Origin of the sequence: Aliirhizobium cellulosilyticum (assembly GCF_014198105.1) — a bacterium.
Taxonomy (GTDB): domain Bacteria; phylum Pseudomonadota; class Alphaproteobacteria; order Rhizobiales; family Rhizobiaceae; genus Neorhizobium; species Neorhizobium cellulosilyticum.
This window is the reverse complement of the sequence record NZ_JACIGW010000008.1, coordinates 30,947-55,765: the sequence shown is the minus strand read 5'-3', so window position 1 is coordinate 55,765 and position 24,819 is coordinate 30,947. Positions and strand designations below refer to the sequence as shown.

Annotated in this window: 27 protein-coding genes; 9 read left to right on the top strand and 18 right to left on the bottom strand. The window is 58.0% G+C overall.

Features of this window, described 5'->3' with window-relative positions:
- Positions 1 to 48 precede the first annotated feature (48 nt).
- Positions 49 to 597, top strand: a complete 549-nt coding sequence (locus GGE33_RS23550) for a TetR/AcrR family transcriptional regulator (protein ID WP_183828760.1) — start codon at positions 49 to 51, stop codon at positions 595 to 597.
- A 381-nt stretch (positions 598 to 978) separates the two neighbouring features.
- Here GGE33_RS23550 and GGE33_RS23545 read toward each other — a convergent pair whose 3' ends face one another.
- The 7 genes from GGE33_RS23545 to GGE33_RS27585 all read right to left on the bottom strand — a co-directional run bounded on the left by GGE33_RS23545 (position 979) and on the right by GGE33_RS27585 (position 6,352).
- A complete protein-coding gene (locus tag GGE33_RS23545) occupies positions 979 to 1,572 on the bottom strand; it encodes an NAD(P)H-dependent oxidoreductase (protein WP_183828757.1) in 594 nt (197 codons plus the stop codon).
- A 50-nt stretch (positions 1,573 to 1,622) separates the two neighbouring features.
- On the bottom strand, positions 1,623 to 2,558 hold the full coding sequence (locus GGE33_RS23540) for an alpha/beta fold hydrolase (protein WP_183828755.1): 936 nt from the start codon (positions 2,556 to 2,558) through the stop codon (positions 1,623 to 1,625).
- 111 nt (positions 2,559 to 2,669) lie between these two features.
- Positions 2,670 to 3,218 (bottom strand): cupin domain-containing protein, encoded by a 549-nt coding sequence (locus GGE33_RS23535; RefSeq protein WP_183828751.1) that lies wholly within the window; start codon positions 3,216 to 3,218, stop codon positions 2,670 to 2,672.
- Between the two features lie 107 nt (positions 3,219 to 3,325).
- The gene (locus GGE33_RS23530) at positions 3,326 to 3,541 is read right to left on the bottom strand and encodes a hypothetical protein (protein ID WP_183828749.1); all 216 of its coding nucleotides are present in this window, start codon (positions 3,539 to 3,541) and stop codon (positions 3,326 to 3,328) included.
- 40 nt (positions 3,542 to 3,581) lie between these two features.
- Positions 3,582 to 5,156, bottom strand: a complete 1,575-nt coding sequence (locus GGE33_RS23525; RefSeq protein WP_183828746.1) for an MFS transporter — start codon at positions 5,154 to 5,156, stop codon at positions 3,582 to 3,584.
- 4 nt (positions 5,157 to 5,160) lie between these two features.
- Positions 5,161 to 5,832: an HlyD family secretion protein gene (locus GGE33_RS27590; RefSeq protein ID WP_246436432.1), complete on the bottom strand. Its 672-nt coding sequence runs from the start codon at positions 5,830 to 5,832 to the stop codon at positions 5,161 to 5,163.
- On the bottom strand, positions 5,792 to 6,352 hold the full coding sequence (locus GGE33_RS27585; RefSeq protein ID WP_246436431.1) for an HlyD family secretion protein: 561 nt from the start codon (positions 6,350 to 6,352) through the stop codon (positions 5,792 to 5,794). Before GGE33_RS27585 ends, GGE33_RS27590 begins: the two co-directional genes overlap by 41 nt.
- A gap of 22 nt (positions 6,353 to 6,374) precedes the next feature.
- Between GGE33_RS27585 and GGE33_RS23515 the strand changes: the two genes are divergently transcribed.
- The gene (locus GGE33_RS23515) at positions 6,375 to 7,277 is read left to right on the top strand and encodes a LysR family transcriptional regulator (protein WP_183828743.1); all 903 of its coding nucleotides are present in this window, start codon (positions 6,375 to 6,377) and stop codon (positions 7,275 to 7,277) included.
- A gap of 49 nt (positions 7,278 to 7,326) precedes the next feature.
- Here the strand turns inward: GGE33_RS23515 and GGE33_RS23510 are convergent, their stop codons facing one another.
- Complete coding sequence (locus tag GGE33_RS23510) at positions 7,327 to 8,403, bottom strand: alkene reductase (RefSeq protein ID WP_183828740.1); 1,077 nt, start codon at positions 8,401 to 8,403, stop codon at positions 7,327 to 7,329.
- A gap of 102 nt (positions 8,404 to 8,505) precedes the next feature.
- Here GGE33_RS23510 and GGE33_RS23505 point away from each other — a divergent pair, with 102 nt between their 5' ends.
- From GGE33_RS23505 to GGE33_RS23495, 3 genes are all read left to right on the top strand, one after another.
- Positions 8,506 to 9,384 carry a LysR family transcriptional regulator gene (locus GGE33_RS23505; protein ID WP_183828737.1) on the top strand — a complete coding sequence of 293 codons (879 nt, stop codon included), beginning with the start codon at positions 8,506 to 8,508 and terminating at the stop codon, positions 9,382 to 9,384.
- A gap of 220 nt (positions 9,385 to 9,604) precedes the next feature.
- Positions 9,605 to 10,366 (top strand): SDR family oxidoreductase, encoded by a 762-nt coding sequence (locus tag GGE33_RS23500; RefSeq protein WP_183828735.1) that lies wholly within the window; start codon positions 9,605 to 9,607, stop codon positions 10,364 to 10,366.
- Between the two features lie 98 nt (positions 10,367 to 10,464).
- The gene (locus GGE33_RS23495) at positions 10,465 to 11,769 is read left to right on the top strand and encodes an NAD(P)/FAD-dependent oxidoreductase (protein ID WP_183828732.1); all 1,305 of its coding nucleotides are present in this window, start codon (positions 10,465 to 10,467) and stop codon (positions 11,767 to 11,769) included.
- Positions 11,770 to 12,025: 256 nt separating this feature from the next.
- Here the strand turns inward: GGE33_RS23495 and GGE33_RS23490 are convergent, their stop codons facing one another.
- From GGE33_RS23490 to GGE33_RS23480, 3 genes are all read right to left on the bottom strand, one after another.
- Entirely contained in the window at positions 12,026 to 12,829 is an 804-nt protein-coding gene (locus GGE33_RS23490) for an SDR family NAD(P)-dependent oxidoreductase (protein ID WP_183828729.1), read from the bottom strand.
- Between the two features lie 222 nt (positions 12,830 to 13,051).
- Entirely contained in the window at positions 13,052 to 13,816 is a 765-nt protein-coding gene (locus GGE33_RS23485) for a pirin family protein (RefSeq protein WP_183828725.1), read from the bottom strand.
- 35 nt (positions 13,817 to 13,851) lie between these two features.
- Complete coding sequence (locus GGE33_RS23480; RefSeq protein ID WP_183828722.1) at positions 13,852 to 14,445, bottom strand: isochorismatase family protein; 594 nt, start codon at positions 14,443 to 14,445, stop codon at positions 13,852 to 13,854.
- A 112-nt stretch (positions 14,446 to 14,557) separates the two neighbouring features.
- On the opposite strand from GGE33_RS23480, the gene GGE33_RS23475 reads away from it, so the two are divergent.
- On the top strand, positions 14,558 to 15,484 hold the full coding sequence (locus GGE33_RS23475) for a LysR family transcriptional regulator (RefSeq protein WP_183828719.1): 927 nt from the start codon (positions 14,558 to 14,560) through the stop codon (positions 15,482 to 15,484).
- A 260-nt stretch (positions 15,485 to 15,744) separates the two neighbouring features.
- Entirely contained in the window at positions 15,745 to 17,178 is a 1,434-nt protein-coding gene (locus tag GGE33_RS23470) for an enoyl ACP reductase FabMG family protein (RefSeq protein ID WP_246436430.1), read from the top strand.
- 307 nt (positions 17,179 to 17,485) lie between these two features.
- Here GGE33_RS23470 and GGE33_RS23465 read toward each other — a convergent pair whose 3' ends face one another.
- The 3 genes from GGE33_RS23465 to GGE33_RS23455 form a co-directional block, all read right to left on the bottom strand.
- On the bottom strand, positions 17,486 to 17,857 hold the full coding sequence (locus GGE33_RS23465) for a DUF1330 domain-containing protein (protein ID WP_183828716.1): 372 nt from the start codon (positions 17,855 to 17,857) through the stop codon (positions 17,486 to 17,488).
- Positions 17,858 to 18,130: 273 nt separating this feature from the next.
- Complete coding sequence (locus GGE33_RS23460) at positions 18,131 to 18,559, bottom strand: tautomerase family protein (RefSeq protein ID WP_183828713.1); 429 nt, start codon at positions 18,557 to 18,559, stop codon at positions 18,131 to 18,133.
- Between the two features lie 80 nt (positions 18,560 to 18,639).
- Positions 18,640 to 19,395 carry an SDR family NAD(P)-dependent oxidoreductase gene (locus GGE33_RS23455; RefSeq protein WP_183828709.1) on the bottom strand — a complete coding sequence of 252 codons (756 nt, stop codon included), beginning with the start codon at positions 19,393 to 19,395 and terminating at the stop codon, positions 18,640 to 18,642.
- 148 nt (positions 19,396 to 19,543) lie between these two features.
- Between GGE33_RS23455 and GGE33_RS23450 the strand changes: the two genes are divergently transcribed.
- Complete coding sequence (locus GGE33_RS23450) at positions 19,544 to 20,422, top strand: AraC family transcriptional regulator (RefSeq protein ID WP_183829125.1); 879 nt, start codon at positions 19,544 to 19,546, stop codon at positions 20,420 to 20,422.
- 229 nt (positions 20,423 to 20,651) lie between these two features.
- A complete protein-coding gene (locus GGE33_RS23445) occupies positions 20,652 to 21,062 on the top strand; it encodes an ester cyclase (protein ID WP_183828706.1) in 411 nt (136 codons plus the stop codon).
- Positions 21,063 to 21,071: 9 nt separating this feature from the next.
- Here the strand turns inward: GGE33_RS23445 and GGE33_RS23440 are convergent, their stop codons facing one another.
- The 4 genes from GGE33_RS23440 to GGE33_RS23425 form a co-directional block, all read right to left on the bottom strand.
- Complete coding sequence (locus GGE33_RS23440; RefSeq protein WP_183828703.1) at positions 21,072 to 21,509, bottom strand: MarR family winged helix-turn-helix transcriptional regulator; 438 nt, start codon at positions 21,507 to 21,509, stop codon at positions 21,072 to 21,074.
- Between the two features lie 385 nt (positions 21,510 to 21,894).
- On the bottom strand, positions 21,895 to 22,761 hold the full coding sequence (locus GGE33_RS23435) for an ABC transporter ATP-binding protein (RefSeq protein ID WP_210303874.1): 867 nt from the start codon (positions 22,759 to 22,761) through the stop codon (positions 21,895 to 21,897).
- The gene (locus tag GGE33_RS23430; protein WP_183828700.1) at positions 22,758 to 23,819 is read right to left on the bottom strand and encodes a FecCD family ABC transporter permease; all 1,062 of its coding nucleotides are present in this window, start codon (positions 23,817 to 23,819) and stop codon (positions 22,758 to 22,760) included. The genes GGE33_RS23435 and GGE33_RS23430 overlap by 4 nt, the downstream gene beginning before the upstream one ends.
- Positions 23,816 to 24,799, bottom strand: coding sequence for a FecCD family ABC transporter permease (locus tag GGE33_RS23425; protein ID WP_246436429.1), 984 nt, complete (start codon positions 24,797 to 24,799; stop codon positions 23,816 to 23,818). The genes GGE33_RS23430 and GGE33_RS23425 overlap by 4 nt, the downstream gene beginning before the upstream one ends.
- Positions 24,800 to 24,819 lie beyond the last annotated feature (20 nt).

The following is a 24,819-nucleotide window of genomic DNA, read 5'->3' as shown; positions in this document are numbered from 1 at the left end:
TGATGGCTATCATGTAAATGTCAACGGGTGTTGCGGAGAATATTGAAAATGAAGGTCAGCCGAGAACAGATGGCAGAGAACCGTCGCCGGATCCTGGACGTCGCCAGCCGGTCGTTTAAGGACAAAGGGTTCGATGCGGTGAGCGTTGCGGAGGTCATGAAGGCAGCCGGCCTGACCCATGGCGGCTTCTATGGACACTTCACATCGAAGGACGACCTGGTTGCGCAGAGTCTGGCGCACGCGCTTGCAGCAGACAGCTTCGGCAATGGCGAGTTCAGCGATTTCGTCCGGTCTTATCTGGCGCCTCGCCATCGGGATAATCCCGGCAATGGATGCCCGACGGCGGGCTTGGCCGCTGCCATTCGTCACCAGACGCCCGCGGCGAAAGGCGCAATGACCGAAGGTCTACGGACACAGATTGCTCGTATCGAGCAAGCGCTTCCGGACGATGGCGCGGTCGACAAGCGCCGGGCAGCGATCGGAAGCTGGGCGGCAATGATCGGAGCCGTCATCCTCGCGAGAGCGGTCGATGACCCCGAATTGTCTGATGAGGTTCTTGAGCAGACGCGCGATTGGATCGACGCTCAGGTCGAGTAAGCGCATGTGAGAGGGCGGTTTCGAGTGCCTAATCTACGTCTGCTTGGAGGATACGCTCGAACTTTACGTGACGGCAGAAATGAAGGCGCAAAGCTGCAATCGCGTGGGACGGCATCTCGCGCCGAGCCGCTGTTCGCCAAACCTACTTTTGCCTTGAACGGACACGAACCATAGACCCGCGATTTAATTTGTCTAAACTTCTGAAATACTGAAAAATAGAGCATTTTCCGCCTTAAGCCCCGTTATGGACCTCGGTAATTATCTGGAAAATGAGCGAGGTCGGATCTGGAAAAAACAGACCTCCACAGACCTCTGATTTTGCATCAAGGATGCGGAACGGCATATGTCCCGCACCCCTGCGCTCCAGCGGCTTATTGAATACTACAGCTCAACGCTCTTGGCTGCCATTGTGGCTTTCGCCCACCAGATCAATTCGTCAAGTGCCGCTTTCGCCGAGTGAAGCAGATTAGCCTCAATATCTTCGACGGCCTTGTCGCCACCTCGCGGCATAATCGCCATGAAATCTCCGCCGCCGATATGGACCGCAGACCGGGTGGATACCATCTGCAGTTCGGTCCCAATCGCACGCAGGTGTTCGACGGCACGCGCTGCGCCAACCCCGCCGTAGCCGATAGCAGTGAAAGGCTTTCGGTTCCATTCCTTGTATGCTTGGTCGAGGGCGTTCTTCAGCGCGCCCGTGATGGAATGATTGTATTCGGCAACGACGAAGATGTAGCCGTCGAAGCGACCAATGGTTTCCTGCCAGCGGATTGCCTCCGAGTTCTGGCTCGGCATCCAGAGATTCGATGCCATTTCGTTGAAAAACGGAAGTTCATGGTCGCGAAGATCAACGATCTCCACGTCGATATCGCCCCTCGCCTGCGCCTGCTTGAGCATCCATTGAGCGGGCTTGTCGGCAAGTCTCGTGGGTCTGGTAGAGCCGATGATGATGGCAATCTTTGGTTTGGAAGTCACGGAATTTTCCTCTTGTGTGTTCGATCGAGTTCGTGGAGCAGCGGCTCAGATCAGTTGTTGGCGGGCCGCAGGAATTTCAGCAGTGCATCCAGAAGAGCCTCGGGCTGCTCCTCGGCTGGGTAGTGACCGCAGTCCGGGATGATAACGGACTCCACGTTTCTTGCGACTGTACGCAACTCGTTCTCGACCATCGGACCGCATGCAAGAGCACCAGAGAATGCGAGAACCGGGATATCGATCATCGTTTCCTTGCGGCGACGATACTGCGGGATCGACTGATCGATAGCCCGGTAGTAGTCGAAGCTGGCCTTGAGAGCGCCCGGAACCCGGCGGAGGGTCTCGATATAGAACTCCTTGCCGTAGGCAGGATACTTCTCCGCAGAACCCGACTTGGTGTCGAACTGGTAGCCGAAATAAAGGTCCTCGCGACCTTCGACGAGGCGTTCGTTGACACCGAGCGCGCGGTTGAAGTTGAAGTGCCACAGGAAATCGCTGACCCAGCGGTCGTCACTGAGCAGCGGAGGCGACGGCGACAGACCGGGGACGATGGCTTCGCCGAGAGCGATGCGCTCGATGCGATCCGGGCGGTCGGCCGCCATCACGTATCCGATCCACAGACCGACGTCATGGCCGACCATCGAAAACTTCTCGTGACCGAGCGCGTCCATGAGTGCGAACATGTCGGCGGACAAGGTGTCGGCATCGTAGCCGTCGGACGGCTTTTCGGACAGACCGACACCGCGGGGATCGACGGCGATGACCGTGAAATGCTGGCTGAGCGGAAGCATGAGGTAGCGCCAGGCAAACCAGTTCTGCGGCCACCCACCGAGCAGCAACAGGGCAGGCCCCTGCCCGCCGATAACTGCATGGAGGCCAATGCCGTTGGCATCGACACGATGGCTACTGAACACGTCGCGGAAGCCCTTGGGGAGTTTCGGCACCCCGGTCACAGAACCGAAGCCGTCCAGTGGTCTTGTCTTGGTCATGGATATCACTCTCTTTGATACGCGTGTGGAAGCCCTCGACCTTTCGGTCGAGTTCAATCCTTCGGCGATGGATAGGTGGATCGGCAGGCCCGCCGCGGACCTGCCGAGCGATTATTTGGTCGTGAGAAACTCGGTGCGATACTTGGGGGCCAGGGTCTCCGCGAGCTGCTTCTTTTCGGCCTGCGTGGCAGCGTCGGGCTTGGGGGCCGGAGACTGACGATCAGGAATGCGCTCCGCGATCGAAAGGAAGAACTCCTCCTGTCCCGCAGGTGTGCACATGCAGAGCATATGCGCCGTCTTTCCGGATCGGTTGGCGAAACGGTGCGGGGCATTGGCGGGGATGTTCACGCTCGCTGGTGCGCGAATGGTCTGCGTTTCACCGCGGAAGGTGAATTCCAGTTCGCCTTCGAGCAGAGTGAACATCTCTTCGAAGTCATGCCTGTGCGGGGGCGGGCCGCCGCCATCAGGGACAAGCATGTCGATCAGGGTGTAGCGCCCTTCCGTCTGCTCGCCTGATACCAGGATGGTGTAGACGTTGCCTGCCTGTGAGATGTGCGGGATAGATGGATCATCCGGCAACACGACAGTCAGCGAACGGCTCAGGTCGTCTGCCGGGAGAGGCGTATCTGCGGGGATGGTCGTGATCGAATGGTCGGTCATGGATTTCGTCCAGTTGTTTCGAATATGAATGTATCGGTGGCTTGATAAAGCTCAAGATTCGAAATCTGCCGTTCTCGTGTTCCGTAATTGGAACACCACATCTGCGATCATGCATTCCTTTGCGAACGACTGAACCAGTCCTCCACTTTCTGGCGCATCGCCATCGGCTCCTCCTGCTCGGATACGGCAAGGCCGATAAGAAGTCTCGCGGCCTCGACCGCTGTCCGGTCAGATATGGCCATCCTGTGTTCCTCGCAGAAGTCATCGAGGATGCGGCGGACCAGCATCAGCGACGCGCCATGCAATCCTGCTCTCTGGATCATGTCTTTCTCCCTTTCGTGCCTCCCGCACGAAGAATCCGTACTACGCGGTCAAGGGTCCCTTCGGCGCCTTGGTGACGAAGGCGAGAATGACCAGGCCTCCGACAGCGCAGAAGAAGGTCAGCCAGAACGCGTCAATGTAGGAGAGCACGTTCGCCTGCTTCTGCACCTGTTGTGACAAGACCGCAGTCGCACGGCTCTGGGACAGCGCCGCTCCCGCTCCCGCCATCTTGTGGGCCAACGCTGCCAGTGCCGAGACCGAGGACTCCGATCCCCGCTCGACATTCAGTCCCGTGAGATAGGAATGAAACTGCTCTCCCTTACGAAGATAGGTCGTCATCAAAGCCTGCGCCGTCTGGGTTCCCAGCAGCCTGATGACCTGGATATAGGCGGCGACCGCGATCGCCTTCTTGGGGTCACCATTGGCGACCGTGAGCACGATGATGGGCAGAAAGGTGAGGATGTGTCCCGCCCCCTGAAGCACGCACATCGTCCGGAAGCTATCGCCGTTCCAGTCGGGCGACAGGCCCGTGCCGATGAGCGATGCGCCAGCGAAGCAGCACAGTCCCGTGAAGAGCAGAAAGCGACCATCGGTGCGATGCATTGCCCAGACAGCGATCGGTGTCATGAGCATAAGAGGAACGCAGACCCAGGTGACCAGTGTGGCACCGATCTGTTCCGGACGAAGCCCGGCGACTGCCGTCAGATAGTTCGGGACCAGAGCCGAATTAGACATGCTGCTCATCAGATAGAACAGAGCGACGGACAGGAGGAGGACGACATTACGCGCGCCTATGGCACCCAGATGAGCCCATGGCCGTTCGACCAGCATCTCGTTCACGAAGAAGGCCACGATCAGCACCAGGCCGCCTGCAAACATCGAGGTCACGATCCCGTTCTCGAACCAGTCGAGCCGATTGCCCTGATCCACCGCGACGAACAGCATCGCCATCCCCATGCCGAGAAACAGCATGCCGCCCCAGTCCGCATGCCGGACGAGGTCCATGTTCACGTTCTCGCGCGGCGCACCCTTGTAGGCCAGGAAGGCAAGCAGCGGGGCAAGGATGACATCCTGCCAGTACAGATACTGCCAGCCGAAATGCTGGACATAGAAGTCGAGGAGCGCAGTGCCGGAATTCACGGTGAAGGCGCCTCGAAAGGCATAGATCGCAATCGCGGTGATCCACCACTTCATCGGAAGGTTCCGGAAGATGATCATGAGGGTCGCCGGAACGAAGACACCCAGAAGCGACCCGTGGATGACATGCAGAACGGCGAGTGTCGTAAAGTCTCTCGTGAATGGGATCATCAGCGAGATCGTGGCGTAGATCAGGGCGGGGCCGACCATAACGCGCCGGATCCCGAACGCGGCCGCGAGCCATGCCACAGCGGGCGCGAACACCATCTGGGGAGCCGTCGCCAGCGTGCTTAGCCAGGAACCCTCGTCAAACCCTAGACCGAAGGCACCGCGCAGGTCTACGAGCCCGATCCCGAACAGGCGGCTATGAAAGCCGACCATGAACGGACCGAGCAGAACGGCACAGACGGCAAGGATCGGGTGATGAGTTTCCCGCCCCGTGCTCCGGAACGGGAGGACCAGCTTCAGAATTTCGCCCATGACATCAACGGCCTTCCGAGCCGACCGAAATCGTGACTACGGCCGACATGCCGGATCGCAGGTGTTCGAGCGTCGGCGAAGCCTCAAAATCGATCCTGACAGGTACACGCTGGACAACCTTGGTGAAGTTGCCGGTGGCGTTGTCTGCGGGCAGCAGCGCGAACTGCGAACCGGAGGCTGGAGACAGACGTGTAACGTGACCTTTGAAGGATTCGCCGGGCAGTGCATCAACTGTCACGGTCGCCACCTGACCTTCCTTCATCCTGGAAAGCTGGGTCTCCTTGAAATTGGCGATCATGTAGACATCAGGAAGCGGGACGATCGAGATCGAGTTCGTCCCCGCCGTGACGTAGTCGCCGACATGGACCTGGCGTTCGCTGACCACACCATCGAAAGGCGCAATGATCCTGGTGTAGGACACCGAAAGATCGGCAGTCTTCAGTGCCGCTCTTGCGGCTTCCACATTGGCTGTAAGCTGATCGGCCTGACCGCCGATGTATTCGAGCTGTGCCCGTGCCGATGCAACAGATGCCTCGGCCGCCAGCGCTGATGCTATAGTGGTTTGCACGGCGGCCTGTGCCTGTTCATTCTTCTGCAGCGTACCAACCCCCTTATCGGCAAGCGCTACCTGTCTGTCAGCCTCTTTCTTCGCGAGATCGGCATTGGCCTTTCGCAACTGCTGACTGTGCTTCTGCCTGGGAGATTGCGGCCTTCTGAAGGGTCTTCTGGTTTTCCAGATTGGCAAGCTGTCCGATCGCTGCGTCAAGAGCCGCCTTGGCCTGCGCCTGCTTGGCGAGATAGTCGGCGGGATCGATCTCGACCAGAACAGCTCCAGCCTTCACGTGATCGAAGTCGCCGACGTTGATGGCGCTGACGTTTCCGGAAACCCGCGCACTGAGACGGCTGAGTTCCGCACGGATATAGGCGTTGTCCGTGGTCTGAGTGTCGGCTCCGGCCATCCACCTGTCCCAGCGCTGTGAACTCACGCCGACGAGCACGAGGACGGCCGCCACTACCGACAACGGGATCAGAAGCTTCGTGTAGTCGCGTGTTGCTTTTGCGTTCGCGGTGTCTTGCTGTGGGACGGCGACGGCGGCCGGGCCCTTGTTTGGGATCTGCTGGAGCATGCTTCTATCCTTTTCCAAGACAGTAAGCATATTTCGGGTTATCACTTCCAATAGCTTCTCGATCGCCATTAATCATCTGGAGTGATTACAATTGGAAACAGCAGGCATTCGTCATCCAGGCATCGAGCTCCGGCACTTCAGGTATTTCGTCGCCGTGGCCGAGGAACTGCATTTCGGGCGGGCTGCCGCCAGGCTGAACATCGTGCAGCCTGCCCTCACGGCCCAGATCAAGTCGCTTGAGAATATGTTTGGAATAGAGTTGCTCGAGCGTACCAAGCGGAGCGTTCAATTGACCGAGGCAGGTCGCGAATTTCTCCGGGAGAGCTACGCGGCATTGGTGCAGGTCGGATCCGCGATCGATACCGTCAGGGATTTCGCCCGGGGCAAGACCGGAACACTCAGGCTGGGCTACGGTGCGAACGCGGCCATCGCGGGATTGATATCATCGTCGATCAGGCGCTTCACGTCGGAATGGCCGAACGTCAAAGTCACCCTCAAGGAGATGCCGAGCAGCGAGGTTTCCGATGCCCTACTTCATGATGATATCGATGTAGGATATGCGGCCACGACGGGGAAGGAGCCGAAGGGTGTGACTTCGAGCAAGGTGGGATCATGGCCGTGGCTGCTTGCCCTCCCGGACAACCATCGACTGGCGGAAGCCGGTCATGCGAAGGTGGCCGATGTCTCCGGCGAAAACCTTGCGGTCTATGCCGAACCAGACGGTCGCTCGAACATCGCAGGAGTGATGACCTCTTTCCCGGACCTGGCACCCCAGCATGTCTACAGGACGAGCCACATCATGAGCCTGATGACGTATGTGTCCTCCGGACTTGGAGTCGCATTCGTCCCCTCGCCCATGCAGTCCCTAAACTTTAGAGGCGTCGTCTATCTCGAAGTGACCGATCCCTTGCCGCAGATGGAGATGAGGCTTCTGTGGCGGAGCGAAAGCGCGAGAGCGACGGTCGAGAACTACATTGCGTCGGTTCAACTCTGATCGGGACGCCGGCGCTCAACGCAATGAAGACCGAGCACCAGCAAAAGTGTCACACGGGTTCAGCTACCTTCAGGGTCGGATAGTCCGTGTATCCCTTCTCGTCACCACCATAGTAGGTCGACCTGTCAGGCGAATTGAATGTCGTGCCCTGCTGAAAACGCTCTGGCAAATCGGGATTTGCCAGAAACAACTCACCAAACACCACAGCATCCGCCTTGCCCGCACTTATTGCGGCCTCCGCCGTCTTTTTGTTCAGGCCAGCGCCCATCAGGTAGGGACCTCTGAAACGCGGCCGAAGCAGTGTGTGATAGTTCATCTCCGGCGTGCCCTGACGCGTGAGATGCAAGTAGGCTAGATCGAACTGGTTCAGCTCTTCCACAAGTTCCCAATACAGCGCTTGCGGGTTGTCATCGACAACGTCGTTGAAGTTCATCTCGGGGGAGATCTTGATCCCGACCCGATCTCCACCCGCCTCTTCCACCATGGCCGCCAGTACCTCGAGGACGAAGCGGATGCGGTTGCGGATCGTGCCCCCGTATTCGTCTGTGCGCTTGTTGCTTCCATTGGACAGAAACTGCTCTGGAAGATATCCGGACGCGGCATGTAACTCGACACCATCGAATCCTGCTTCCAGTGCTCGCCGGGTGGTCGCACGGTAGTCGGCGATAACGCCTTGGATTTCCAGAACAGTCAGTTCGTGTGGGGTCACGAATCCCTGCTGACCAATGGCGGTCCAGGTCTGACCTGCGGGCTTGATTGCAGAAGGGGCGACGGGGAGCGCGTTGTCCGGCTGCATCGACGGATGAGAGATGCGGCCGCAATGCATGATCTGCATGAAGATGTGTGATCCTTTCGCATGAACAGCATCGGTGACCTTCTTCCAGGCCTCGACCTGAGCGTCGGTCTCGATACCGGGGGTGCTGACGTAGCCTTTGCCGCTGGCCGACGGATAGACACCTTCGCTGATGATCAGTCCCGCCCCTGATCGCTGGGCGTAGTAATCGGCGACATACCCGGCGATGACACCGTCGTCATCACCTGCCCGCGATCGGGTCATTGGTGCCATGACAAGGCGATTGGAAAGATCGTAGCGCCCGACGCGTACGGGAGTGAAGATTTCGCTCATGGGAGAAGTTCCTGAATATTGCAATTTCCCTCAAAATGGCCGCTCCACTTATCGAATGTAATAGGCCATATTGGAACTCATTGATCCATTGACGAGGCAATCATGGAGCTGTTGAACGACATGGCCCTGTTCGTTGAGGTGGCAAAGGCCAGAAGCTTCCGGGGAGCGGCCGAGATTATCGGTGTTCCGAATTCGACGCTATCGCGCCGTGTCGCTCATCTGGAGAAGACGATCGGCCTCCGCTTGCTTCATCGCACGACGAGAAGGATTGAACTGACGGAAGCCGGGCTGATCTACTTCGAGCGGTGCAGGCGGATCGTCGACGAGGCGAAGCTCGCACACGAACAACTCGGCGAGATGCTGGAGCAGCCTACAGGATTGTTACGCGTGTCCTTCCCGGTTGAATTCGCGACGGGATACCTGCTCCCAATCATCGCCGAGTTCTCTGAACGGTATCCCGGCATTACCTTCGACTTCGAACTTACCGAGCGCTCGGTCGACCCGGTCGCCGAACCGTTCGATGTCGTCATCCAGATGGGAGAACCCGGGACCTCGCATCTGATCGCACGACCGGTCGCGCGCCTCAAACCCTTCCTCTACGCATCTCCAGGTTACCTCGCTCTACGGGGCGAACCCAGGCACCCGGACGAACTCGGCCAGCACGAATGCCTTTACTGGATGAAAGACAATGTCTGGAAACTTACCGACGGCAAAGAAACGGTTGAGGCCAAGGTCAATGGGCGGTTTCGACTGAACAGTGTCGCTCTCATCCGCGGGTTGGCTGCACTCGATAAGGGGATCGTCATCCTTCCTGACAAGGTTGTCGCGGACGAACTCAAACAAGGTAAGCTGCAGAGACTGCTACCCAATTGGAGTGGTGCGCCGATGCCATTCTTTGCAGTCACCGAGACGCGTCTCCTTCCTGCAAAGACGCAGCGGTTCATAGAATTTCTCAAAACGAAGCTAAAAGACGACCTTTGATTGCTCCATAATTGGATCAGTTATTTCCGAACCTGGTATCTTTATTCCATTTCTGCGGCGGATGATCGCAGGTATCTTTGCATTCGCGCATTCCGGGTCGCCAAGATGGCAGATCGTTGACGGAGACCGAGCCTGACACAGGGCGGACGCGCGACGCCAAGTCGCTTTGCCTGGTCGGCATCGTGACCGCTGGTCGCCGAACGGATCAAGGAAGAAAACAGTGGTAGGAAGACTCCAGGATAAAGTTTGCATCATCACAGGAACAGGCGGAGGCATGGGCCGTGCAGCGGCTTTGATGTTCGCTCGTGAGGGGGCGAAAGTCATCGGCTGCGATGTTTACCCGGCTGGTGCAGAATCGATCGTAGAAGAAGTAAGAGCAGCAGGTGGTGACATGGTTTCGCTCCACCCTTGCAACCTTACCGATCCAGTGCAGTGCCAGGCGCTCGTCGATCTGGCGATCGAGACCTACGGCCGCATTGACGTTCTCTATAACAATGCCGCCATGGCGTATTTCGGATGGTTCGGCGAACTCTCCGACGAAGACTGGCACAAGACGCTCAATGAGGAGATCAACCTGGTCTATCTCCTGACGAAGGCGGCCTGGCCACACCTGAAGAAGAACGGCGGCGCGATCGTCAACACCGCATCCATCTCCGGCTGGCAGGGCCTCAAGACGCTTCCTGGCATTGCCCACAGCACCGCCAAGGGCGGCATTCTCGGAATGACACGCCACCTCGCCATGGAAGGTGGCAAGTTCGGCATCCGTGCCAACACCATCTCCCCTGGTGTCATCGAATCCAACCAGACACGTCCGCTTCTACGGGACAAGGAATGGGCTGACTACATGCTCGGCCGCGTCATGCTCGGCCGCCTCGGGAAGGTCGAGGAGATTGCGTCCATCGCGCTGTTCCTCGCATCCGACGAAGCATCCTACGTAACGGGTGCCGATCTTCTGGCCGATGGCGGCATGAGCGCCTGGTAATTCCAGGGGATGCGTCGAGCCAAACCGGCGCATCTCTTTTCAAATGCCGCGGTCCCGCCCGCTCGGCGCAGTCTTTAACAAACAACCTGGAAGACATAATGGCGGAACATAAGATCGTAGTCGTCGGCGGTGGCTTTGCCGGACTCCAGCTCGTCCATAAACTCAAAGGCGCGAAAACCAGGATCACACTGGTGGACAAGCGTAATCATCACCTTTTCCAGCCGCTCTTATACCAAGTTGCGACGACTGTACTTGCGACATCGGACATCGCCTGGCCTATCCGCCGGCTTTTCCGTAACCGTAAGGACGTCACGACCCTCCTTGACGAGGTCATCGGCGTGGATCGTTCCGAAAAGTCCGTCATGCTCCGGTCAGGCACCAAACTGCACTATGACACCCTTGTGCTAGCCACCGGTGCCCGACATGCCTATTTCGGTCGCGATGACTGGGAAGACGCCGCTCCGGGTCTCAAGACCCTGGAAGACGCGACGACGATACGACGACGCGGTCTAGTAGCACTGGAACGCGCGGAGATGGCCCAGGACGATGCCGAGCGGGACGCTCTCCTGACCTTTGCCATTATCGGAGCCGGGCCAACGGGCGTCGAATTGGCCGGAATGATCGCGGAACTCGCAAAGCGAACCATGCCCAAGGACTTCCGCAACGTGGATACATCCCGTTCACGTGTGCTGCTTGTCGAAGCGGGACCAAGGGTCCTGCCTGCTTTCACCGACGATCTGTCAGCCTATACCAAGGCCACTCTCGAGGAGCTTGGAGTGGAGGTCAGGGTTGGCACGCCGGTCACCGCAATCAGCAAGGAAGGGCTGACAATCGGCAGCGAGTTTATCGCCTCCCGAACGGTTATTTGGGCAGCAGGTGTCCAAGCATCAGCGGCAGCGAAGTGGCTGGGGATCGAAGCGGACCGCGCGGGGCGAGCAATCGTCAGCGGCGACCTTTCGGTTTCCGTGGATCCGGACGTGTTCGTAATCGGCGACACCGCATCGGTTATACAGGCGAACGGCAAACCCGTACCTGGGGTGGCTCCCGCGGCAAAACAGCAGGGCGCATACGTCGCCCAGGTTATCCGCGCAAGGTTGGCGAACAAGTCCGCGCCCGCCCCATTTAAATACCGTCATCAGGGCAATCTCGCCACCATAGGCAAGCGTTCCGCAGTGATTGATTTCGGTCGCTTCAAGTTGAAGGGGTCGTTAGCGTGGTGGGTCTGGGGCCTCGCCCATGTCTATTTCCTAATTGGGACGCGATCACGCTTTGCGGTCGCGTGGAGCTGGCTTTGGACACATCTCTCAGGACAGCAGAGCGCCCGCCTGATCACACAAAAAGAGAGCGCCGTAGTCAACGCGATCGAGCCGACTTCGAGCGGGGTAACAAACCCGACGGGGTGATTTCTGGAGTTCTGAACAACACGGACCTGTTCATCGAGGTCGCGCGATTGAGTGGTTCTCAATGTACGTCCGAGTTCCTCGGCATCCCGAACTCGATACTCTCAAGCCGGATCAGCGCCATATGGAAGGCAACACGGAGACTCTTCTCCGACCCACCAAGATGTAGCGCTTCACCGACTTCCTGAAAGCGCGCCTGAAACAGACGACCCCGTCTGACGCTTAAGCAGACGGGGTCCATAGAAGACTGAGACGACCGTTATCGCGCCAGGTCACCGCCGTCCGCGGCAATGATGCTCCCCGTCACGAACCCGGCGAAATCCGAAGCGGCGAACAGAACCGCCCGCGCGATATCGTCCGGCTGGCCAAGTCGACCGAGCGGAAGCGACTGACCGTATTTCACCAAAGCTTCAGCGGCGGCGGGATCGATTCGCTTGGTGGCGACACCAGGCGTTTCTGTCAGAGTCGGTGCAACGGCAACGGCACGCAACCCTCTTGGTCCCAGCTCGACTGCAAGGCTCTTCGTCAGGCCTGCGACAGCGTGCTTGGAAGCAACATAATGGGCCGGGTTGGCACCGTTGCTGGAGTTGAAGGCGGCGGTCGACACGATATTGACGATCACACCCTTGTTGTCTTCCATGCGCAGAGCTGCCTCGCGTGCACCGTTGAATGTGCCGCGGACGTTGATATCGAAGACGCGGTCCCATTCGTCGTCCGGGATCTGAAGTACGGGATTCGACGGGTAGATTCCGGCGCTATTGACCCAGATGTTCAGTCGACCCGTCTTGCCCACGGCGAGATCTGCGAGTGCGGTGATTGACGCATGGTCGCCGACATTGAGCTTTGCGCCGACGTGCGTGCCGCCAAAAATCGAAAGCTCGGCAGCAGTCTCGCTCGCCTTGGCTTCGTCCAGATCGCCGATCACAAGGTCGGCCCCTGCCTCGGCAAGACGCTTGGAGATCGCCCGACCGATGCCTGCGGCTCCGCCGGTCACAACGGCCGTGCGTCCTTTCAGGGAAATCAGGTCAGCCAGTGTGGCGTTGGTGTGATCGGTGTAGGGCATGGAATGTCTCCTCTTTGATTTGTTATCGAATAGATCGCGGCAGGATCTAGCCGATCCGGCGCGTGCAAGCCGTGCATCTGATCGCCGCCGAAGGGCTCCGGCGCGCACGATCGAGGTGAACCTCCTCGCAATGCTAATGAAGATCGGGTGATGCGAGGACGTTATAAAGCCTTCGGAAATGGGAATGACTGCTGCATAACTGGAGCAATCATTCCTGTGCATTCAGCCGCTCATGGTGCCGTCGCGGGAATACTGAGCGGTCCTATCGACGAGGAAGGTCACCACATCGGCATCCGTCAATGCCGTGATCCTGGCGTTCTCCTGGCCGCCACCGACCATGAGCGCGGTGTATTTGGCGACATGCATCTCGTCAGCCGACACAACACCGTCGAAGACGTAGAACCACCGATCGAACCCATCACGTGATGGAAGGTCGATCGTCTCTCCGGCGGCAAGATGTGCATCGTAGAGATAGACCTGCTGGCGAACGAACGTCGGTGCCTCAGATCCGGCAGGGCCCGTTAGAAGCCGCCATTTGCCGTTCCGTTCCGCCTCTTCCAATTCCACGAACTGGACTTCCGGTGTCATCTCCGAAAGCTGAGGCCGGACGAAGATCTGAAGCATCTCGATCTGATCGCGGCCGACGACTTCTTCCTCGTGCGAGAAGCCATGGCCTGCATTCATTACCATCAGCCGCCCGGACGAGAGGACCTCGCTGTGCCCGGCGGAGTCCGTGTGGCGCATCTGGCCGGCGCGCATGTAGCTGATGATCTCGTCGTTGCGATGCTCGTGCATCCGCACGACAAGGCCAGGCTGAAGCTTGGCGTGATCGATGGTGCCGAGTCCGCCGAAGCCGGGATCACCTGACTGTCCAAGCGTGATGCCCGGACGGATGCGGCGGAGCTGGAAGGGACCATGCGCCCGCTGCTGATGGGTTTCAGGCGGCACGACCCCGGTTCCGGTGATCGAAGGTACCCTGATGTTCATTTCGTTTCTCCTTATTTGCAGCGGGCGCATTTTGGTTAGTTGCCGATTGGCGGAAGCACTTCCGTGAACAGGAGCTGGATCAGCTTTTGACCGTTTTCGGAGCCCCAGTTCTGCGCGAGTTCCGCGATCATGGTGTTGGTGGCGGTCAGGATCACGCCTGCGTCCTGCATGCGGCGGCGTGACATGTCTTCCGAGAGCTCATACGGCGAACCGGAAGCATCCATGACGGCCCGCACGTTGTAGCCTTCGCCGACGGCATCGATCGCCGGGAACACGAGGCACACATCCGTGGTGACACCAGCCATGATGAGGTTCTTGCGACCAGTGGCTTCGACAGCGGCCTTGAAGTTGGTATCCGTCCAGGCGTTGACGATGCCTTCGCGCTTGACCCGTTTCTCGAATTCTACCGGAAGAATTTCCTGGAGTTCGGGCAGAAGAGGCCCCTGCAGACGATCTTCCTGGCTCGATGTCAGAATGGTCGGGATACCGAGAATGCTTGCGGCCTTGGCCAGTGCCAGCGACATGCGCTTGGCCTGTGCGACATCGATGTTCTTGATGAGCTGCATCGTGCCGACCTGATGGTCGATAAGCAGAAGAGCTGAATTTTCGGCGGTGAAGAGCTTGGACATGACGTGATCTCCAGGAAATTGTTAAGCGTGATTGCTTGAAACAGAAGATATTCCTGAAACGCACGGTCTGGCAGACTTGAAAAATGCCAACTTCATGTTCCATTTATGAAACATGAAAACATTCGATGACTTCGACGGACTCGCTCTTTTTATTCGCGTCGCCCAGGCGGGAGGCCTCGCCGCAGCCGAGCGCGCCACCGGTATTTCCAAGGCGACACTGTCGCGACGGCTCTCCGCTCTGGAAGACAAACTGAACGTCCGGCTCGTTCGCCGGACCAAGAAGGGTGTTGTTCTGACCGAACATGGACAGCAACTCTTCGACCGGAGCCACGACGCATTCATGCTCGCCGAAGAGGCCGTCGCCGAGGTTCAGGACGAGAAAGTTGCGCTGTCTGGCACTGTGAAGATGTCACTGCCGCCTGACATGGCAACCGAGATACTCGCCCCCGCCTTGATCAGCTTTAAGGCACGTTTCCCCGATGTCGTCATCGACATGACACTGGCCGACCGCCGAGTATCACTGATTGAGGAGGGATATGACCTCGTCGTCAGGATGGGATCTCTTGCGGACTCCGGCCTCATGTCCAAGAAGATCGCCAGTCTGCCGAGAACCTTGGTCGCCAGTCCCGCTTTCTTGGCGATGCATGCGGATATCCGGGTGCCGGAGGACCTCGTGAATGTGCCTGCCGTCTCTATCCGCCGCGATCTGGTAGAATGGGATCTGCGGAACCGGGAGGGAAAAACGGCGAAAGCGCATCCGAAGATCGGATTCGCGGCGAACCGACAGACGATCCTGATTGATGCCGTTCTTGCCGGCCTTGGTATCGCCAACCTGCCGAACTTCATGATCGATGCAGAAATGGCGGCGGGAAGGCTTGCACGGGTGCTGCCGGACTGGGATCCGTCCCCCGTTGAGATGACGGCACTCTGGCAGAAGGACAGGATCACGGGAAAACTGATCAAGTCGATCGTCGCCGAGTTTGAAACCTCGCTCTCGGGTCAAATTTTCCGTCCTCGCGAGGACCGCTTCAACCCATAATACGGGAGAAGCGACTGACGCTATTTGCGCTGTCTCCGCCACGTAACTGAACGCAACATGCCAGTCACTGGGCATCCAATTCGCTCGTAGAATGGCGCGGAACAACATAACCGCGACTAGACCGCAGGTTGCCTCCCTTCACGTTTCACGATGCGTCGTTACGTTAAATGACTTCCACTTGACGTCGCCATTGTCCAAGTAGACTTCAACGACCGTCGCTGCGCTGCCTCGACGACCCACCTGTTTGAAGAATTCATGCGATGAAAAAACCGATCCCTGTGGAAACCCTTTCCGAGAACACGTTGTTTCGAGGCGGCGATGTCTTCGTGCTCTTCGGCGAGCTTTTTGGCCGCGGCTATGCGACCGGACTCGTCGATCAGGCTCGAAGAGCCGGCATGCGCATTGTTGGTATCACAGTCGGACGTAGAGACGAGAACAATGATCTGAGAGCCCTGACCGAGCAGGAGCTTTTGGAAGCGGAACAGCGGCTGGGCGGCACAATCATCAACATTCCTCTGATGGCGGGCTTCGATCTCGATGCACCCGAGGGTTTTTCAACGCCGACAGACCTTCTGGCCGACCTCGCACTCGATAGCTGGGAGCGCTCAAAGCTTGATTGGGCTCACATCGAGAAGTGCCAGGCCGTCGCCACTGCACGTTTTACCGATGCCCTGGCGCAGGTGATGACGGTGATCGATGGAATGATACCAGACGGCAGCAACGTTTTCTTCGCCCACACGATGGCCGGGGGCATCCCCAAAGCTAAAGTTTTCCTCGTTGTCGCAAACCGGATCTATAAAGGAACAGGCGCGCGCCATATGTCATCGCAGTCGCTGATCGACAGCGACATGGGGAAGTTGATCCTGCGGAATTTCGACGAGGTTTCCGCAAATACGTTTCGCCACCTCATCGAAGCCAGCTCCGCAATCCGTGGGCGTATCGAAGCTTCAGGTGGGCAGGTCCGCTATACCGCGTACGGTTACCACGGCACGAGCATTCTGATCGACGGCGAATACCGCTGGCAGACCTACACGAACTACACACAAGGCTATGCAAAGATCCGTCTCGAAGGGATTGCCGAGGATGCATGGGCCCGTGGCGTGAAGGCAACCGTCTATAACTGCCCCGAAATTCGAACGAATTCGTCGGACGTGTTCACTGGAATCGAGCTGCCGCTCATTCCCTTGCTTCTTGCACTCAGGAAGGAGAACGGCGGTCAGTGGGCAGACGAGCAATGGCGGGCTTGTGAGGAGCTATTGTCCGATAGCTTCACGTTGGAAGATGTCGTAGCCAAAATTGGAAACCTCCAGGCAAGTGATGTGATGGTGCCATTCTACGACTTCGCCAAATGGCCAATGCCCAATAGCCAGGCCCAGGCTGACCTCACGATCGGAACCTCCAACGAAATCGCAGCGATGCACCGCGACGGCAAGTTCCTGATCAGCGACGTTCTGAGCACGCTTGTCGTTGAAGCAACCGGGCAACTGATCTTCGGCGCATCCTCATCGCCGCAAGGCCCGGTCCAATGGTTGAACCACGATATTGTAGCCCAGCATTTGAATGCTTCCAATGCCGTCCCCGAGGCTCAGTCTTCACCGGAGTTCGAAGACATAACACCGCGCTCAACAAACGATAATTCCAGGTTTGTGAAGAGATCTGAAATCTTCGCCCAAGGCCACCAGGCGCAGGCCTAGCAGGCGCTGTGTTGGTCTCTTACGCCTAAACGACAGAGAGAGAGCGTCCGAATCGAGGCGCATCAGGATGTCGCGAAGGCCTTGACCATCCGCCACGGCAAGACCGTCATCCACATCACCAATGCTGATAGCGTATCGCCTCTTTACCGCACCGGCAGTCGATTGCGTAGTTGATCACCTTTATCAATTCCAGCGGTTTCAAGATGACACCGAGAGCCTTCTGAACGTGATCCTCCAGCATTTCGGGATTGGCCGTTATGAACACGACAGTCACTTCACCTGGAGCCAATCCCGACACACACCCGGTTCAGAGTATGTCGTTCATATAGTGCGTGGGTTGCAGCGCGATATCCGCAATCGCTGATGCGCCGACCTGGAACGCCACCTGATATTCTGGATCAGAGACCATAGCCTTGAAGGCCGATCGGTTCGGGTAACGAACCAGCACAATGGCATCCCAGCCTGGTGCCGGACCGGCCGTGAGTATCGGCAGGCCTTCACCGCCGAAGATGATCTTGACATCATATCGAGCCAGAACCGGCTTCGCCATCTGATGGTATCGGAGATAACGTTCCCGTCCGCCATCGGGTTCGAACTTGATGAGGTTCAACATCAAGATGGGAGCCTCGTCCGCATCGCTAAAAAATGCTTCGAGAGCAGCGGGAGACAATTCAATCATAATCTTAACCTTCTTGTAAACATGGATCTAAATGGCGCGCACTCGATGACCGTATAGCTCGATTATTTGCCAGAAATTGTCAGGAGTGAACGCCACTCGCGATCCTCTTCATGCCACTGTTTCATCATCAATTGGCGTCTACCGAAGCGCTCTTCCAAACAGCTCGCAACTATAAGCGATCAATGCGGAAGCGACTGACCAGTGGGGCACCTCGTTAGAGCTCCAGCCCGGACAGAGGGAGCCTCTACGCGACCGTCCCTATCAGAGCGACTGTTAAAGCGGCGACAGATCGGAGGCCATATTACGCAATGCCTCCAGGTTTCCTTGTTCACCAAAGATGCCCCAATTGGTCTCGGGTACTTCTCTGATAACGACATAGGCGGGAATACGACCTTCCAAACCAGCGTGGCGGCCGAGCAGAGCGGTTGCGCCGGCGATCAGCCTCCTTTTATTCGGCTCGTCCAGTCCGCCTTCTAAGGCATAGATTACGAGACTGATGATTTTCGCGGTAGCTGGCTTTCCAGCCATGTATACCGAGTCCGCAGGATACTCGTTGAAGTATATCCACACAGTGCTTCGCACGAACGGTGTTTTTGGCAGGTTCTCGCATTCCAGTGCCAGATCTGTCAGCGCCGTGACAAGCTGTTCGCGGGACAATGCGGCGAATATTCCCGCCGGAGTATGGATCATCATTTTCGGCATCGAGAGGCGCCTTTGCTGCTCGTAATGATAAACATCGGGCCCGGTAACCTAGTTGCATTGGCCCGATGAAGACTTGGCTATCAGATACCCTGGCCGCCCGACACTTCGATGCGCTGGGCATTGATCCAGCGATTGTCTTCCTTGAGAAGGCTGGCGATCATCGGGCCGATATCATCGGCAACGCCGACACGACCAAGGGCCGTCATGTCCGCAAAGAACTTGTTGAAGTCGGGCGTATCACGCACGGCGCCGCCAAAGAAATCGGTTTCGATAGCACCGGGAGCGACGGTGTTAACCGCAATGCCGCGGCTGCCGAGTTCCTTGGCCATGTAGATGCTAAGAATTTCGATTGCACCTTTTACGGCCGAATAGGCCGACCAGCCGGGAGCCGAAACACGCGTCAGACCGGAGGACAGGTTGACGATGCGACCACCGTCGGCCAACAGAGGCAGCAGCTTCTGCGTCAGGAAGAAGACGCCCTTGAAATGCACGTCGACCAGGCGATCGAACTGCTCTTCAGTGGTGTCGCTGATGAGCGCGTAGTCGCCGTGGCCCGCGTTGTTGACGAGAGCGTCGAAGGTATCGCGCTGCCAGATATCACCAAGCGCAGCGCGCAATCTCCCGGCGAACGCATCGAATGAGGAGACCTTGCCAGCGTCGAGCTGAAGAGCAACCGCCTTGCGGCCCATGGCCTTGATCTCGGCGACGACCGCGTCCGCATCGTCCGAGCTGCTATGGTAGGTAGCGACGACGTCACCGCCGCCCCGTGCAACACTAAGGGCGGTGTTGCGTCCGAGACCACGGCTGCTGCCGGTGATGAGAGTAATCTTGGTCATTATAATGTCCTTCCTGGCGACCACTTCAGTGTGGCTTCCTCCCTTTATCGCCGTGATCGCCCGAGGTTTGTTGCCAGAAGCTGGCAATGTCTTGCCTAATCCTCCAGCAGGGCTGGTGGGCATATCCGTTCGAGCATATGGTGGCACCATGGAAACACTTTTTGACACCGTCCGCCGGCATGCCGACGCCAATGCCAACCCTGCCGGGGTTGCTCCGACGGCTATAACCGGGCTGTCTACTGTCAGGGCAACTGCGCCCAGTGGTCTCATTCACGACATATCGCGGCCGCTGGTCTGTCTCGTTGTGCAAGGTGCGAAGCAGGTGACAATGGGGACGCAACAGTATCCGTTCGCGGCCGGAGACACGCTTTTGATTACTGCCAACGTCCCAACTGTGAGCCAGATCACCCGCGCCAGTATCGCCTCGCCTTATTACTCTTTGGTCATGGAACTCGACCCGGCCATTATCGCAGAGCTCGCTTTGGAGATGCGTGTCGTGCTGGTGGGTGACCAGGCCGCGGTTAAGGTCGGCCCCACGGATGCGGAAATCGCCGACGCGGCGTTGCGGCTGATGCGACTGCTCGAACGCCCCTCATCGCGCGCCGTACTTGAGTACCAACTGATGCGCGAGATGCATTACTGGTTGCTGGCAGGTAAGCATGGAGATGCAATCCGCCGCCTCGGAATGAGGGGAAGCCACGTCGAACGCGTTGCTCGCGCGGTCGCTGTCCTGCGCAACGAATTTGCTGAACCGATCACGGTCGAACGTTTGGCGTCAATCTCCGGAATGGGAATATCCTCTTTCCACCGATACTTCCGGGATGTCACCTCGCTGTCTCCACTCCAGTTCCAGAAACATCTGCGTCTCATCGAGGCCCGCAGACTGATGATGTCCGAAGGCGCATCAGCAACTCAGGCTGCGTTCAAGGTCGGATACGAAAGCGTCCCTCAATTCACGCGGGAGTATGGTCGGCTGTTTGGTCAGCCACCAGTGCGTGACACAAAAGGCGTTGTCTCCAGAGCCTGAGCGGCGGTGATCTGTTTAGTGCCGACGTCGCGATTTCAGATGGGATTCACATTGTCGGTGGCCGTAGTTGGCGCTTCGGACATATGACCGAGGCGACAAGAATCTGCGATGTCGCGAAAATCAAACCGTCAATTTGCGCATCACTTGCAAAAGAGCCCAACAAGGCTTAGATCGCATATATACAGTTAAACTGTATATATGCGATCTATATCTACGGAAAGGAACTCTCATGTCCTCCGAAAACAAGGAAGTGGTTCGCCGCTTCAACCTCGAGGTAATTCAGAACGGGAATGAAGATGAGTTCCGAGCCTTGATGGCTCCGGACTTCGTCAATCACGCCGCACCATCGGGAATGCCGAACGGCCCTCAAAGCATGTGGAATACATTCCAGAACGTTCTCCGCCCGGCATTGTCGGACTTGAAGGTAACAATCCACGATCAGATCGCCGAAGGAGATAGGGTAACGACACGTAAGACCATCAGCGGCATTCATTCCGGCACATTGATGAGTGTTGCGCCGACAGGGAAGGATGTCGTCATCAGCGTCATCGATATCGTGCGCGTTCAGGACGGTAGGTATACAGAGCATTGGGGAATCAACACCTTGTCCAATGTCCTGGCTGCTTTGGCAAAGGCATGATATTAAAGGCTAGGAGAGGCGTTCGATAATGGCGATTGCAGCCTGAAGCGTCTGCCTTTCCTGGTCGGACAGCCTCTCTTCGATCCGGCTCGCGATCTTCGCAGTCCTGACTTCCCTAGATTGGGAGAGTTGATCCTTCCCCTTCGCGCTGATGACCAAGAGCTGGCTGCGCCCGTCCGCAGGATTAAGCAATTTGTCAACGAGTTCATTCTCTTCCAGGTGCCTCACGACAAGCCGCATGCTCTGGTGCTTGACTTTGCGGAGGCCTGCCAGTTGCGCAACGCTCAAAGGACCATTCTTGTCTAGAAGGGAGAGCGTTTCGGACTGTGATGTCGTCGGTGTATCTGCTTGCGATCGGATTGCACGGACAAACGTTCCAAGCGCCTGCCGGAGTTTCTCGGCGAGATCTAAGGCATCTTGTGCAGGACTGGCTCGGTTCCCCGTCATCTATGTCTTGGCCCATTTTGGCTAAATGATCATTCGGTTCATAGCTGACGCGGAAATAAAGGGAAATGCACACGCTCAAATGACCGCGTATGACGCATCAGCGACGTGACCGAGGTGTCACAACCCTAGGCGTGTTTTGAGAGCCACGAAATTCGAACGCTTCAAAAGGTAGACCTAGGAATAGATACTTTTAGCTCCCCGATTGGCCTGCAAGAAAGGGAGAGGATGATGAGCGCGTCAATGGTGATCACCTAGCGCAGCCCAAGCTCTGAGAACATATCGCCGGCGTTAGGCGGACGGCGACCGGCGCCATGTCGGAAGGCAGCCCTCCAAAGAACTACCGCTTTGAACCACTTCGAACACTCAACCTGTCATGCAGTAAATCCTAAGCCATTAAGTTACTGCCACCATCGGTGGACGCACAATGCTTCTTGGCTTCAATGGAGCGGCGACCTTTCGGCACGATCATCGGACTGCCGGTCACGGGGTCCGATATGACGATTGCGGAGAGATTGAAGACGGTTTCGACCAGATCAGTGCTGATGATTTCGGTGGGCTTGCCTTGGGCGACGATTGCGCCATCCTTCATCGCGATGAGATCCGAGGCGTAGCGGCAGGCGTGATTGAGGTCATGCAGGACCGCGACGATCGTGCGGCCTTCGTCATTCAGATCGGCAAGAAGATCGAGAAGTTCGATCTGATGGGCGATGTCCAGGAACGTCGTCGGTTCGTCGAGAAGCAGGATCGGCGTTTCCTGCGCCAGAACCATTGCTACCCAAACCCTTTGGCGCTGACCACCCGAGAGTTCGTCGACAAGCCGGCCAGAGAAGTCGGTGACACCGGTTGCGGCCATCGCGTTCGCGACGGCTGCCTCGTCGGCGCTCGACCATTGCCGTAGGAAGGACTGATGCGGATAGCGACCGCGCGCAACGAGAGCAGCGACCGAGATCCCATCTGGTGCAATCGCGCTTTGCGGCAGAAGGCCAAGGCTTCGGGCCACGTCCTTGGCTGCCATGAGATGGATATCGCGGCCATCGAGGATCACCTGGCCATCGGACGGGCGGATCAGGCGCGACAGGGCCTTGAGCAAGGTCGACTTGCCACAGGCATTCGGCCCGACGATGACGGTAAAAGCGCCATCAGGGATCGACACCGACAGATCGCTTGAGATCGTCCGCTGGTCATAGCGCAGCGTCAGCGTATCGGCCTGAAGCCGATCACGAATGTCAGTTGGCAAACCGATATCGGTCATTTGCGACCCTCGCGTAACAGAAGAAACAGGAAATAGAGCCCGCCGATGCTGACGGTCATGACACCGACCGGAAGCTGGACACCCAGCGCATGCTGCGCGGCCCAATCGGCGATCAGGAGCAGCAGTCCGCCCGCAAGGCCTGAAGTGCCGAGCGTGGGGCCGGCGGATCTTGTGAGACGGCGGGCGATCTGGGGGGCGACGAGTGCGATGAAGGAGATCGGGCCGGCGGCGGCCGTGACGATCGCCGTCAACGCGACGCCGAGCACCATCAGGACCAGCCGTGAGCGGTTCGCATCGACGCCTGACGCACGTGCCATGTCATCACCCATCTCGAGCTGACGCAGTGGCCGGGAAAAGAGAAGTGTTGCCGGCACGAGAATGGCAACCGCAAGCATGACCGGGATCAGTTGCTCAACCCCAAGCCCATTGAGCGAGCCCGCCCCCCAGATCGCCGCCGACATCGCGACCTGCAGATCCGCTTCACGGATCATCCAGGCATTGAAGGCGCCGAGCATGGCAGCAACGCCAATTCCGACGATGATCAGCCGACAACCTTGAACACCCTGGCGCCAGGCCAGAAGGTAGACCAACGATGCGGTGGCGATGCCACCCACCAATGCGCCCGCCGCCGTCTCATAATATCCGCCGGAGAAGAGCAGGATGACGATCAGCGCTCCGGTATAGGACCCGGCCGAGAAGCCGATAATGTCGGGGGAACCCAGCGGATTGCGGGTCAGCGACTGGAAGATCGCCCCGCTCATGCCAAGACAGGAGCCCAGCAGGAAGGCGAGTGCCACCCGCGGCAGGCGCCATTCCACCACGATCATCCGCAGCGTTTCATCTTCAGTATCTAAAAGTGTCCGAACCACCTGAATGGCTGGAATAGGATATGTGCCGCTCATCAATGAGGTTATCGTCACAATCCCAGCCATCAGCAGGATGCCGGCGCCAACCACAAGCCTAGCTGCATCGACGCGAACAGACAGTCGCTCGCTCAGACAGCGTAACCGCAGCACCGATCGGCCGAACTCGACCACTGTCTTCTCATGGTCATTCATAGGCCACGTGCCTGTTTTCGGCGTGCCAAAAGAATGAGGACAGGCGCCCCGACGAATGCCGAAACGATACCGGCTTCAAGCTCACCGGGTCGCAGGATCAGGCGGCCCAGGACATCGGCGGCCAAAAGAAGAACCGGGCCGGCAATCAGTGTGAGCAAAATGATCTTTCGCTGATCGGGTCCGACCAGCCAGCGGACCGCGTGCGGTACCATCAAGCCGACAAACCCAATCGGACCGATCGCCGCCGTCGTTGCGCCGGCCAGCAGGGTGACTGCGACGACTGAAAGGCTATAGGTGAGTGCAATATTGGCACCGACGGAGCGTGCCAGATCTTCACCCAGTGAGATCGCATTAAGCGATGGCGCAACCAGAAGAGCGACGGCAAGCCCGGCGGCGATGAAGGGCGCTATAGCTGCAACGACATGCATGTCGCGACCGGCAAGCGAACCAACTGCCCACACACGCATCACATCGAAGGCCTGTGGATTGATCAGCGTAATCGACGAGCCGATACCTGCCAGAACCGCCGAAACTGCGACGCCTGCAAGCACGAGACGGATCGGAGATGCTGCCGCAGATGAGCCTGGCTTATTTCCTCCAGCAAGGAGAAAGACAAGCAGTGAAACGACGACCGCACCAGCGAACGCCGCCCAGATATAGGCATCGATTGCCTGCACACCGAATAAGCCTGCCGCCAGCGTCATGGAAAAAGCAGCCCCTGCATTAACGCCGAGTATCCCCGGGTCTGCCAGAGGATTGCGTGTCACCGCCTGCATCAGTGCGCCGGCGACACCGAGCGCCGCGCCACAGATCAATCCCAGCAAGGTACGAGGCAAGCGGGAATCGAGAACGATGAAGGACGCAGTCGAACTGCCGTCCCCGGATCGAAAAATGTCGATGAGGGTCACCACCGGAATGTAACGTGGTCCGAGCGAAAGGCTGATGATGACGACCATTGCGATGGACAGAAAGGCAAGCATCAACCATCCGGCCAGGCGAA